The following is a 12,083-nucleotide window of genomic DNA, read 5'->3' on the forward strand; positions in this document are numbered from 1 at the left end:
AACGTTTATGAGTTCAGAAAAAGCTTTGGTTTTCAATATGTTCACCCTTCCTGCTTCTTTAGAGAAGATCTATGCGAAAGCCGATCCGCGATGGATCATCGCCATCATTCTGGGTTCCTACAATGTTCTTGGATTTACAGTCCTTGGATTTAATCGTTCTCCTCTGCAAATGATCGTCACGTCCATCATGGCATGTCTTTTGGAATTGCTTCTTTGCTATTGGGTTCAGCGCAAATGGATTTTTCCGTTGAGCGCTTTGATTTCCAGTTTCTCGCTCAGTCTTCTTCTAAATTATTCGCATAGCTATTGGATTTTGGCCGTTCCGGTTTTTTTCACTATTGGTTCAAAATATTTTCTGAGCTTAAACGGCAGACACTTCTTTAATCCCGCGCTCACGGGTGTCGTTCTGTGTTTGTTATTCTCAAACACGTTTATCACAGCAGCCCCGGCGTATCAGTGGACGGGAATTGAAAATCTTTGGGTCTTTATGACTTTCTTAGGCGTTTTCTTTTTACTTCCGAAAATCAATCGTCATTGGTTGGTGCTTTCGTTTCTTCTCACTTTCACAGCGCAAACGGCTTTACGCGCGATGATCATGCGGCACCATCTTCCCTTCGAAACGCTTTTCTTGGGAACGCTGACTTCGCCTTCATTTATTCTTTTTACGTTTTTCATGATCACCGACCCGATGACGTCTCCAAAAACTAAGAAAGATCAAATCATCGTCGGAGCTTCGATTGCGCTTTTAGATTTGATCTATCATATCTTCCAAAGCTACTACACATTCTTCTTTGCAGGATTTACTGTCGCGAGCATTCGCTTTCTTTGGTTCCATTATAAGGCCTACCGCGATGGCGGTGGGTTTGAAGGATTTAAGAAACGTGTCAATGAAACTAAATACCTTCGTAAACTTTCCGGATCGTTGATTGCGGGTCTGTTGGTTTTTGGAACTTACAGCATTGCCTCAAGCCCAGCGCACCTTGCTAAAGTTTTGAATTGGAAGTTTGAAACTATTCCGGCGACACAAAGTGGTTTGCACGCGGAGTTCGGCGACATCTTTGAACGTGTCGACCCTCGCATTCAGCACATCGTAAAATGGGTCTTCAGTGTCGGTGACAGTGCTGCCACAGGGGATTTTGACAACGACGGAAAAGTCGACATCTTCCTCACTAACATGCTCAAAAAAGATGGCGAAAGAGCCGCTCTTTTTCGCAATGAAGGTGGATTCCACTTCACACGCATTGCTCTTCCAAAAATAACAGAGCGCTTTTCACGCCCTGAAGAAAATGGGCTTCCCACGAATGCTCTTTTTGTCGATTACGACAATGACAACGACTTGGATCTTTTTATTTCCGTCGCGTTTGGCTCTTCGCGCTTGCTAAAAAATATGCTGACCGAAACCGGGAAAGCGGAGTTCCTTGATATCACAGCCGATGTGGGCTTAGAGGATTACAACAATTCTATCACGGCGAACTTTTTTGATTTCAATCGTGATGGCTTGCTAGATCTTTATATCGGGAATGTATGGCCCGACAACTTACCTAACTACGATAAACCGACTCCCTTGCATCTTTTCCATCTGCCGCAAAGTGAATACGAAGGTGATGAGAGAATGTTCGACTTTATGCACGCAAGTTGGCACTTAGCGAATAACGGCGGGGAAAATGTCATTTTTGTTCAAGATAACAAAGGCCACTTCACGAAATTAGATTCTAAAGAATTAGGAATGCCAGAAACCCGTTGGTCTTTGGCTGTTGGAACTGCGGATTTGAATCAGGATGGTTGGACAGATCTTTATATCGCCAACGATTTCGGTCCTGATGATTTGTACTTCAACCAAGAGGGCAAGAAACTTTACAATCACAAAGGCACAATGTTCGGCAGTATCGGAAAAGACACTTACAAGGGCATGAATTCCAGTATCGCTGACGTTAATAACGATGGTTTTCTGGATGTTTATGTTTCAAACGTTCATCACGCTTTGCAAGCGGAAGGCTCTTTGTTATGGCTGTTCTCTAAAGACAAAGACGGAAAAATTGTTATTCAAGATATGGCAACACAATGGGGTGCGCTCAATGAAGACCGTTTTGGTTGGGGCGCAAGTCTTGAAGATTTCGATAACGATGGTTGGGTGGATATCATTCAAGCCAATGGCATGGTTGACGATACTCCTGATAAAAAATTCGAGAGCTGCCCTGACTATTGGTACGTGAATGAAAAAGTGGCGCGCAGTGCCCCTAGCTACCATCGTCTGGCAAATAAATGGGGCGATATTCGTGGTCGCTGCATTTACGGAAAAGAAAAGAACCGTGTCTACATTAACCAAGGCACTTCGTTAGGAAATAAATTTGTCGATGTCGCGGATCTTGTAGGACTGACAGAGGAAACCAACAGTCGTGGTGTGGCTTCAGCGGATTTCGATAATGACGGACGTCGTGATGTGATCATCACGCACATGTACAATCCAGCGACGTTGGTTCGAAATGTTCTGAAAGAGGGTGCAAGCACTCCGCACTGGGTGGGGCTGCAATTGCGTGGAGACGGAAAAAGCTGCAATACGCGCGCTGTGGGATCACAAGTGAAAATGCATTATAAAATCAAAGGTCAAGACACTGTGCAAATCAAAGAAGTTCAATTGGCGACGGGATTTTCTTCGCAAAGTGAAGAGCGTTTGTTGTTCGGCTTAGGTGAGCATGCAGAGCCTGTGGAAATTGAAATTACTTGGTGTGGTTTGAAAAAAGAAACTCGCACGGTAGGGATTGATAAATATCATCTTATTCAAATGAGCTCCGCAACGACTCCATGAGTTTTTTATCTCAGGCGGCTCACAAAGCCATTCAGGTCTATCAAAAATCCTCGCACCGACGTTTCGTTGCGGGGCTTTCTGATTTAGAAGGTCTGCAACGTCGCAAACTGCAAACGACGTTGTCCTACCTTCAGCCTCTTTTAAAAGAGCGTTCTGATATTTCTGACTATAAAGAGTTTCGTGAAAAATTCCCGGTCACGTCCTATCACGATTACAAAGATCTTTTTAATTCAGAAAGAACCTCTCCAGAGCAAACCATCCCTGAAGTGGTTCGCTTTCAACCGACAAGTGGTTCTACGGAGACACTTAAATGGATTCCTTATACTCAGGAACTTTTAAAAGATTTTGATTCGGCTTTAGGACCTTGGCTTTATGATTTCTATTCTTCATATCCAGAAGTTTTAAAGGGTCCGCACTACTGGTCTCTGTCATGGTTGCCTCAGGATCTTCGTGATGAGGGTGTGCGGTTGAATGATACGGAACTCTTTCCTGTCTGGAAGCGGCTGCTTTTAAAACAAACCATGGCCGTCATGGAGCCCGTGGATTTAGCAGGAAGCAGTGAAAGCTCCCTCTTTGCAACTCTGGCATTTTTAATTGATCGAAAAGATCTGAGCTTTGCCTCTGTATGGAGTCCGACCTATTGGCTGACCCTGCTTAAAATTTTAGAAACTCATCAAGAGGCTCTGGCACTTTCTTTGATCGAAGGCCGTTGGGTTTTATACGAAAACGAACTCACCCAAGTGGAATGCCCCCACAATCCAGAACGCGGGGAAGAACTTCTGGAAAGTGCTGATCCTCACATCCTATGGCCGCGCATGAAAGCTTTGAGCTGTTGGACTACTTCCACCAGTGCCGTCTTTGCCAAAGATATCGAAACTCGTTTTCCTACTTTGAAAGTTATTGGCAAAGGTTTGTGGGCCACTGAGGGTGTCGTCACAATCCCATTTCAAGGTCACTACACTCTCGCTTCGCAAAGTCATTTTTATGAATTTGAGGACTTAGAATCCGGGCACATCCTTCCGTCTTGGGAATTACGAATCGGGCAAAAAGTTTCTCCTATCATTACCACGACAGGTGGACTACTACGTTACAAACTGCAAGATATCCTTGAGGTCACAGGGTTTAATAAGAAAACTCCTTGTTTGAATTTTCTAGGACGCGCTGATGGTGTGGATATGGTGGGGGAAAAACTCTCGAGCCTTCGTGCGCAAGAAATTCTCGTAGATCTTGGAAAAACAAGCCAACACCAAGAATCCTACCTGTTTGCAGTTAAAAGTGAAAACACGCAATATTATTGCGCCGTTTTGAGTGCTCAGGGAAATACCAGCCTCGAAGAGCTTTCGGCGAAACTCGAAGATCTTCTTATGCAGTCCTTCCACTATAAGCTCGCTCGGGAATTGCAACAGCTCAGCCCTGCTCAAGTGATTGTAAATAAAAAAGCCCATGAGAAATACTTACAGCTCCACTTAAATCGCGGTATGGTATTGGGGAATATCAAAACGGAGTCTTTGCGTCTTATTTCGGGCAAAGAGCTTCAGGAGAACTTTTTATGATGGCAAGTCTTCGCGAACGAGACAAAGCTTTAATCAACAACTGGTACATCGCTTGTCTTTCCAACGAACTGACTGACAAGGCCGCTCTTAAAAGAGTGATCTATGATACTCCGCTTGCTCTCTTTAGAGATACCCAAGGGAAACCCGCTGTTCTATTAGATCGCTGCGTTCATCGTGGAGCCCAACTTTCTTTGGGTTATTGTGACGATGGACACTTGCGATGCCCTTATCATGGATGGAGATATAATTCCGAAGGAAACGTCACGGAGATTCCTTCAGAAGGAAAAGGTGAATGCAAAGGTCGCCATCAACAACGTGCTTATCCCGCTATTGAACAAGACGGGGTTATTTGGGTATGGATGGGAGAAGGTTCTCCTAAAACAGAACTACCGCCTTGGCGCTTTCCGAACTATGGTCAAAGCAAGTGGTGTCACTACTACATGATTACAGACTTCGAAAATGAAGTGACGAATCTTGTGGAAAACTTTATGGATGTCCCTCACACGGTGTTTGTACACTCAGGTTGGTTCCGCGATCGTCAGATGACTCATGTGCCGATGACGGTGGATGTGGAAAACGGACAGGTCAATGTGACGTATCATCAACCTCAAGATTCAATTGGCTTTACACGTTTTTTGATCAATCCGTTGAATGAAACGATGGTCCATACGGATCGCTTTATCTTTCCTAATATCACTCGTGTGGATTACACGTTTGGGAGTTCTTCGGCTTTTATTATTAATTCCCAGTGCACTCCGGTTTCGACAATGAAAAGCCGCGTGTATACCTACATCGCTTTTAAAACTTTGAATTATGCTTTCATGTTAAAGCCGTTGATGCAGTTTTATACGCGTCAAGTGATCGAACAAGACGTCGATATTATGAAAAATCAAGGCGACAATATTAAGCTCTTCCCTGATGCTCCATTTCGTTCAAGCGAAGCCGACGAACTGCATTTGGCGATTGAGAAAATCCGCCGCTACGGGATTGAAGACAAGCCTGAAACTTTCACCTTCTCCAAAAAAAGTGAGAAACAATTTTGGATATAAGCGAGTTTTTAAAGTCTCATCCTGGCGTCACTGTCGCCACCGAGAAAGACAATCAGGATATTCTGAATTTTTTTAGTCAAACGCAGATTCAAGGGCGCGGGCTGAATATAGTTTATGATCGGGCTCCTGATTTTTTCGCTTTTCTCAAGATTCACTCCCCTGATGTCTTAGTCCTTATCTATCGTGGTTTGACGAATGAAATTCAGGGTGTCGCTACCATGCTCTTTCGCCAAGGGTATGTGAACGGCAAGATTGAAAAAGTTTGCTATCTCGGCGATTTGCGCATGGGCTTTGATCGCAAAGGTGCCGTTTTATGGAGAAAGATCTATGGCGAGTTTTTCGCCCGTAAGAATGAAATTGATCAACTGAAAGACGTGAAGCTCTTTTACACCTGTCTTATTGACGACAACGAACTTTCACAGCGCAGCCTGGCTCGCAATAAAAAATCGGGCTTTGCTTATCATCGCGTAAGTCCCTATTCCATGGTCACCTTGATGATGAAGAAACCGTCATTAGGGAACCCATCAAAATCTTGCGAAATTACCCCAGATCCGGATCTGGATTCTCTTCTTAATTTCTATAAGAAAAATGAAAATGCCACGACGGCTGGATACCTTTATGAAAAAGAGATTCCCGCGCGTCTCCATGCGTGGCCGGATCTGAATAAGAAAGATTTTCTGGTCATTCGCGAGAACGGCCGCATCCTCGCCTCTTGCGCACTTTGGTCTCCCCGCGAATGCAAACGCATTCTTTTGACTCGGGTGCCTTTTCACCTCCGCTCGGTCTTTACCTTGCTTCGATTTCTCTCTTTCGGAAAATTTCAATTCGCTGGCGAGCTGAAAGTTCTTTATGTGACTCACTTGATGTTTGAGCAAAACTTGGCCCAAACAGAAAAAATGAAAATCTTTAAAGAACTACTAAAAGAAGCGTGGAAAGTTCGTGAGAAAAAAGGTTATCATTTCTTAAGTTTCTGTGACTTTAAAGAAGCGTCCTTAAAAGAAGCGGCAGCACCTTTCATCTCCAATGAAGTAGCCATGGCTATTCATGAAGTGATGGGAAGTGAAGACGCCGCTCCTTCCATGAAAAAGGACTATGGTTTTGAAATGGCTTTAGTGTAAGGGGCACAAATGGCTTTTTTGTTTCCAATTTTGTTGGTCGTGCAAGCAGCTTGTTCGGTGTGGTTTTACTACAAACAAAATAAAGGCGCCTTCGTCGGTGGTCCTATCAGTTGGCCGAAAGCATTTTGGCTTTATCACGCGATCTTTTCTTGGTTCTTAGTTCCTTTGGTTTATCTCACATTTCCTGATTTGCATATTTCCTTAAAAATCCTGATCGGATTGCATGCCTTGATATGGTGGATTCGCGGTCCACTGGAACTGGTAATGATCTATAAGCTGTTTAATTGGACTCCTCGTTACGGCATTACTCACGACGTGATTCATGGGCTTTTACTTTTCGCAGGCATGATCGGCACCGCGAAAATGTGGCCTGATACCTTGGTAAACTGGATGGCTTTCATTTACTGCGGAATCACGATCATCATGTTGTGCTTTGAAACAAGCTTTGCGGCTCTCTTCTTGGACGTTCGTGGTCACGAAGATTGCCGAATCTATTACGCCGCCGACGAACCAAAATGGAGATTCATCAACTGGATCACAAAAGTCGGTTTAACCTTCGGAGTGGGGCACGCTCTTATCCAATCATTCGTCGCAGTTGCTTATATGTAGCTCTCTTAGAGAGCAACCAACTGGTCCGCTTACAGGAGCGTTCAATTTTGAGACTGCGCCCCTGTCGAATTGACGGTTGTCGGCGTTCTTCTTCACAATAAAGAGTACGGGGGAGCGGAACATGAAAGTCAAAAACGCCTTTGGCGTGTTGCTTGGTAGTATCTTCGTCGCACTCTTTTATCAAAATTGCAGTGGTGGTTTTTCCTCAATCAATGCAGATCAAGCTTTCGGCTCTTCGACCCTGATCGTGGGAGAAGGAAACGCCGACAGCTCCAGCAATGACCCTGTGAGTGGACAGTTTAAAGCCGGCGATCCCTTTAATCTCAATCAAGTTCCATCTCAGTCGCAAATGATCCAAGTGCTTTTGCAAAAAACTGATTACCTCAAGAGTCCCCACTCCAAAGCTGTTGCCATCGCAGGGAGTGGACTTGGTTATGTCAGTGTTTTAGCCGGAGCCACACAAACCGCCGCAGAAATAACGGCTCTTGAAGGATGCTTCGCTCTGTCTGGTGGATCTCCTTGCGCGCTTCTAGCAAAAGGAAATGTTTTCGCGGTAAACCAAAGTGATCTCAACTCCGCTTTTACTTTTGAAATTCCAGTTCCGTCGTCTCTTTCTGCCAATGCGATCCCTTTTGTTCCTCCAGCAGATCGCAATTACATTTTGACGAGTTATCTAAATGCTTCATCTCCCAAAGCCCTCGCTGTCAGCGTCGATGGTGCCTATTATTGGATAAGCAATCAAGCCAACTACCCTCTGAGTTCCGATGTTGAGGCAAAAAGACTGGCTCTTGAACGTTGTGAATTGATCGCAGCGATGTCTCCTTGCACTCTCTACGCTGTTAATGCAACGCCCGTTTTCAAGGGACAAGAAATGAATCTTTCGCCGGCAATTGATTACAGTCGCAAGGTGATCGGATTAAATATCCCCGCGATGCGTGAATTGGATTTCTCAAACTACATCAACGCCTATTTGAATTTTCTTGATAGTTCGACAAGTGCAAAAGGTGCCATCTATGTTTCCGCCACAGGAGCGTGGGGTGCTGCTTACTCAACTTCCGCAGCGACAAACGTCGACTCGAAGGCTCTGGGTGACTGCAACAACAGCGGCGCCAACACAGCACTTTTCCCCTGCGTGAAATACGCTACTAACAAAAGTGTGGTTATCAACCCAAAACTTTTCTTAAAGGCTTGGACGGCTTATTCACCTGAAATTCATTGTCAGGTTGTCCCTCGAAGTAACTGCGCAGCTCATAAAGCTATGGGCTGTCCTGTGCCTGGGGATTATTACACCCAGCAGTCAGGCAGCTCGATTCAACTTGAAAGATGTCTTTAAAACAAGAGGAGTGTTTTCTCACTCCTCTCTTTAATTTATTTTCTGTATCCAACTTCTGCAATTCTGCGACCGATATCGTGATAAACCGGTGTCCCATCTGGCGTCACCGCACGAAGACCGTCAACATAACGATTGTACATACAGAAAGCCGCCGCAATCAAAACCGCGTCGTGGATTTCAATATCTGTCGCACCTTGAGTTTTTGCATTTTGAACCATGTCATCAGAAACACCCAAAGCTTGTTTTTGCACTTGGCCCGCAATCTTAAGCAAAGACTTAAGCTTGTTAGAAATAGGCGCGGCTTCGTAATTTTGTTTTACTTGTTCAACCAAGTCGAAGTTGTTTTCAAGAAGAACACCCGCAATCGCAGAATGCGAACGAGTGCAAAACTGACAGTTGTTAAGATTAGAAACATAAGAGGCAATCAACTCACGCTCTCCGCGAGTCAAAGAAGACGGTCCCACCAAAAGAGTCTCTGCCAACTCATTTAGAGGTTTTGCAGTCTCAGGTCTAAAACCCATCAAACCAATAATCCCAGGCATATCGTTGTTAAGTTTAATATGAGGCATAACACTCCTTTGTTAGAGAAAGCCTACTAAAGAAAATACGACAGAGGAAAGAGAAAACTCACGGTGAGCAAGCCTTCATCGAGTGCCTGCAGCAACGAAGAAATATTCAATTTAAACAGTTTAAACAGGATTTACGATTTTAGCCTTCAGGAGAATGATGGAATGACTCAAATAACAAAAGGAGCTTCTATGAAAACACTGATAATAGTTTCTGCATTGGCATTTATGACGTTCGTAAGCCCAGCGACGTACGCTCATACTTCCCACGAAGGCAGTTCTTCAAAATCCGTCTCTACACAAATGGCTGTGAGAGATCTGTGGGTGGATCATATCTTTTGGATTCGCTCGGTAGTTGTAGCCAAAGCGGACAAAAATAAGAAGGCGGAAGCTTTAGCGGATCAAAAGGTCGTTGAAAACGCCAAGAAAATCGCCGGTGTCGTTGAGCCATTCTACGGAAAACCTGCAAGCGAAAAACTTTTTGGTTTGTTAGCAGGTCACTACGGTGCCGTGAAAGATTATATGAACGCCACGCTACCAACTCCTAGCACTGCAAAACAAAAAGAGGCGACAGAAAAACTGACTTCCAATGCTATTGAAATTGCGACGTTCTTAAGCGGAGCCAATCCTCATTTGCCTAAAGATACCCTAGTCAGTCTTTTGGCAGCACATGGCGGACATCACGTCGCTCAAATCAACGAAATCCAAAAGAAAGACTTTGCCAGCGAAGCCCAAACTTGGGACGGCATGAAACAGCATATGTACAGCTTATCTGACGCCTTGGTAGGCGGAATCGCAAAGCAATTCCCAGATAAATTTTAAAGACTAATACCAGAGCCGAAGAAAAAAACCCTTCGGCTCTCCCACCGAATAAAACAAATCACCGGAGTTTTCTGCCGGCGGCAGAAAACGACAAAACCAAAACTAACAATCGAAGGCGGGAAACTTTAGGAACTACTCCAGCGGAGCTGGAGTGAAATGGACAAATAAAAAAACCGCCAGTAGGCGGTTGTTTTATTTGGTAGGGAGTACAGGATTCGAACCTGCGACATCCACCTTGTAAGGGTGGCGCTCTACCAACTGAGCTAACTCCCTGTCGTCTTGAAGGACCAATTTGTAACAGTGGTCCTTCCTTTATGGCAATCTTTTTTTAAAAAAATTTACTTTTTTATATCTTCCATGCACACTTTTTGGGTCAAGTGAGCTGAGATCTTCATAATTTGCATATGGATCATATTATCGTTAGCGATATTGTCCAATGCACCCATAGAAAGAACCATCACACCCGTTGTTGGCACATTGCCTTTTAAAGGCGCAATTGGCGAGTCTTTCTCGCTAAATGCCGTCAATTGAACACGGTATGTAGTGCCTGCTCGGCTGGTCATTTGCGCCAAAACCTTTTGGTTGCGCTCTAAGCCCACGCCCGTAGATAGCATTTTACAAGTGTCCCCGTCGAATTGCTTCACTTGCAACTGGCGGATGCCCGTCGACTTTTGACGAACCACTTTCAAGGCGAAGTAAGAAGTGAAATCCCCTTTTTCCACTTTCCACAAACCTTGAATGTCAGTCCATGGGAATGGCTGAGCCAATGTCCACGGCCAAGGAACCGGACGATTATCATTCGTCGGAATGATGTGCTCGTCATCAGCCGCATGCGCGCCCACTGACAGAGTCAAACTCGAAAAAATCATTGTTGCAATCAAGATGCTGCGTAACATGAATCCCCCCTAGTGCTCGAAATGAACTCGAGCCGCTTTATTCATGTAGTATCCGTTTTTAGCTCTAAAAATATATTTTGGTTTCTCGTAATCCGGCTCAATAAGTTTACGCAGACGTTTGATCGTTACGTAGATCTTGTTGTCATGGATCGCTGGATCGTAAGGTTGCTTCCAAACGTTCTCAACCAAATACTCCTTAGAGTAAATTTGGCCTTGATTCTGAACGAAGAGTCGCAAAAGGTCGAGAAGAATGAACTGGTTTTTGAAATCAATGCGACCCAATTTTCTCTCTGTGACCGCATGATTACCGTCGTCAAAAATCAAATCATAACTTGTCTGAGGTTCTGCTCCAATTTTGGAGGCATAAAAGTCAGCAATCTTACTTAGTCTTACATGGTTTTCAGTGTCGATAGATTTTTGCGCCAATGACAAATACACACGCGCCAAATCCTTATCGCCCATTTCAAAGTAAACATCTCCCAATTGGATCATCAGGTAAGATGCCATCACCACGTTGCGAGTTTCTTTAAGCGCATCGTAAGCTTTCCAAAGAACCGTGACGGCCTCTTCGTACTTCTTCATTTGCGCTAAGATATTTCCGTTCAAAATCAAAGAAGAAATTCTCAGTTCCGGAAGATTATAAACTTGGAAGAACACTTCCAGGTTGTAGATCTCTTTCAAAGCATCCGCGTATCTTGCCAAGTTCGGGCTAGAATAAACCATCGCCAAACCAAAGATCGCATTGCAGATGTCTTCCTTGTTGTCCGACGCCAAAGCAATAGCCAGCGCCTTTTGTACGTAATCAAGAGAGACGTCTTGTTGTCCTTTGTAGAAAGCACAGATAGCGAGTGTGTAGTAAGTTTTCGAGTTAAGTTCGAAGCCTTCTTTAAGAACTAGATCTTGGAGTTTTTCTTTTGTCAGATTGATTTCTTCAAACTGTTCGCGCTCTGCATAGATACGCAAAAGAATGTTTAAGCACTTCAAGTATTGAGAGAAATTTTTCTCAGCAAAATATCCGTTAGCAGCATCATTGAGATGCGCCATCGCGGAGGTGAATTCTCCCCGATCGGAATATAACTTGCCGAGCTCAAAGGCACGATCTAGTTGGCTCATAAGTTCCTAAAACTCCAAAACAAAATCTAAATTACTCGCTGGGGTACAGTTTTTTACAGATTGTCAGGATTTCGTCAATGTAAGACGCAAACGTTTGCCTAAAAACTGGGCATACTGAGAATTGATTTCAGTAATGTAATAGATTGCAGCCAAGGACTTTCACTTAACGCGCCGAGCACGCTGAAGAATTCGCTTGGGTTGTGGCTTCCGAAGGTTCT

The 12,083-nt window shown here is 44.3% G+C and carries 10 protein-coding genes and 1 tRNA gene; 7 read left to right on the top strand and 4 right to left on the bottom strand.

Going from position 1 to position 12,083, the window contains the following annotated elements; genetic code table 11:
* Positions 1-7: 7 nt before the first annotated feature.
* The 6 genes from ACL934_RS18835 to ACL934_RS18860 all read left to right on the top strand — a co-directional run bounded on the left by ACL934_RS18835 (position 8) and on the right by ACL934_RS18860 (position 8,468).
* Entirely contained in the window at positions 8-2,806 is a 2,799-nt protein-coding gene (locus ACL934_RS18835) for an FG-GAP-like repeat-containing protein (RefSeq protein WP_413612786.1), read from the top strand.
* A complete protein-coding gene (locus ACL934_RS18840; protein ID WP_413612787.1) occupies positions 2,803-4,359 on the top strand; it encodes a GH3 auxin-responsive promoter family protein in 1,557 nt (518 codons plus the stop codon). The genes ACL934_RS18835 and ACL934_RS18840 overlap by 4 nt, the downstream gene beginning before the upstream one ends.
* The gene (locus tag ACL934_RS18845) at positions 4,356-5,408 is read left to right on the top strand and encodes a Rieske 2Fe-2S domain-containing protein (RefSeq protein WP_413612788.1); all 1,053 of its coding nucleotides are present in this window, start codon (positions 4,356-4,358) and stop codon (positions 5,406-5,408) included. Before ACL934_RS18840 ends, ACL934_RS18845 begins: the two co-directional genes overlap by 4 nt.
* Complete coding sequence (locus tag ACL934_RS18850) at positions 5,399-6,526, top strand: hypothetical protein (RefSeq protein ID WP_413612789.1); 1,128 nt, start codon at positions 5,399-5,401, stop codon at positions 6,524-6,526. The genes ACL934_RS18845 and ACL934_RS18850 overlap by 10 nt, the downstream gene beginning before the upstream one ends.
* Positions 6,527-6,535: 9 nt before the next feature.
* Complete coding sequence (locus ACL934_RS18855; RefSeq protein WP_413612790.1) at positions 6,536-7,135, top strand: hypothetical protein; 600 nt, start codon at positions 6,536-6,538, stop codon at positions 7,133-7,135.
* Positions 7,136-7,256: 121 nt separating this feature from the next.
* Positions 7,257-8,468 (top strand): hypothetical protein, encoded by a 1,212-nt coding sequence (locus ACL934_RS18860; protein ID WP_413612791.1) that lies wholly within the window; start codon positions 7,257-7,259, stop codon positions 8,466-8,468.
* A gap of 35 nt (positions 8,469-8,503) precedes the next feature.
* Here the strand turns inward: ACL934_RS18860 and ACL934_RS18865 are convergent, their stop codons facing one another.
* Positions 8,504-9,037 carry a carboxymuconolactone decarboxylase family protein gene (locus tag ACL934_RS18865; protein WP_413612792.1) on the bottom strand — a complete coding sequence of 178 codons (534 nt, stop codon included), beginning with the start codon at positions 9,035-9,037 and terminating at the stop codon, positions 8,504-8,506.
* Between the two features lie 189 nt (positions 9,038-9,226).
* Here ACL934_RS18865 and ACL934_RS18870 point away from each other — a divergent pair, with 189 nt between their 5' ends.
* Positions 9,227-9,856 (top strand): hypothetical protein, encoded by a 630-nt coding sequence (locus tag ACL934_RS18870; RefSeq protein ID WP_374076156.1) that lies wholly within the window; start codon positions 9,227-9,229, stop codon positions 9,854-9,856.
* Positions 9,857-10,053: 197 nt separating this feature from the next.
* Here the strand turns inward: ACL934_RS18870 and ACL934_RS18875 are convergent.
* From ACL934_RS18875 to ACL934_RS18885, 3 genes are all read right to left on the bottom strand, one after another.
* Positions 10,054-10,129, bottom strand: a tRNA-Val gene (locus ACL934_RS18875).
* 65 nt (positions 10,130-10,194) lie between these two features.
* On the bottom strand, positions 10,195-10,752 hold the full coding sequence (locus ACL934_RS18880; protein WP_374076158.1) for a hypothetical protein: 558 nt from the start codon (positions 10,750-10,752) through the stop codon (positions 10,195-10,197).
* A 9-nt stretch (positions 10,753-10,761) separates the two neighbouring features.
* Positions 10,762-11,865 (bottom strand): winged helix-turn-helix domain-containing protein, encoded by a 1,104-nt coding sequence (locus ACL934_RS18885; RefSeq protein WP_374076160.1) that lies wholly within the window; start codon positions 11,863-11,865, stop codon positions 10,762-10,764.
* Positions 11,866-12,083: the final 218 nt, after the last annotated feature.

Origin of the sequence: Bdellovibrio sp. HCB-110 (genome assembly GCF_047323225.1) — a bacterium.
Taxonomy (GTDB): Bacteria; Bdellovibrionota; Bdellovibrionia; order Bdellovibrionales; family Bdellovibrionaceae; genus Bdellovibrio.

Excerpts from the sequence above, each read along its gene's own strand:
- ACL934_RS18835 (WP_413612786.1), top strand. The coding sequence starts at position 8 with ATGAGTTCAGAAAAAGCTTTGGTTTTCAATATGTTCACCCTTCCTGCT.
- ACL934_RS18840 (WP_413612787.1), top strand. The coding sequence starts at position 2,803 with ATGAGTTTTTTATCTCAGGCGGCTCACAAAGCCATTCAGGTCTATCAA.
- ACL934_RS18845 (WP_413612788.1), top strand. The coding sequence starts at position 4,356 with ATGATGGCAAGTCTTCGCGAACGAGACAAAGCTTTAATCAACAACTGG.
- ACL934_RS18855 (WP_413612790.1), top strand. The coding sequence starts at position 6,536 with ATGGCTTTTTTGTTTCCAATTTTGTTGGTCGTGCAAGCAGCTTGTTCG.
- ACL934_RS18860 (WP_413612791.1), top strand. The coding sequence starts at position 7,257 with ATGAAAGTCAAAAACGCCTTTGGCGTGTTGCTTGGTAGTATCTTCGTC.
- ACL934_RS18865 (WP_413612792.1), bottom strand. The coding sequence starts at position 9,037 with ATGCCTCATATTAAACTTAACAACGATATGCCTGGGATTATTGGTTTG.
- ACL934_RS18870 (WP_374076156.1), top strand. The coding sequence starts at position 9,227 with ATGAAAACACTGATAATAGTTTCTGCATTGGCATTTATGACGTTCGTA.
- ACL934_RS18880 (WP_374076158.1), bottom strand. The coding sequence starts at position 10,752 with ATGTTACGCAGCATCTTGATTGCAACAATGATTTTTTCGAGTTTGACT.
- ACL934_RS18885 (WP_374076160.1), bottom strand. The coding sequence starts at position 11,865 with ATGAGCCAACTAGATCGTGCCTTTGAGCTCGGCAAGTTATATTCCGAT.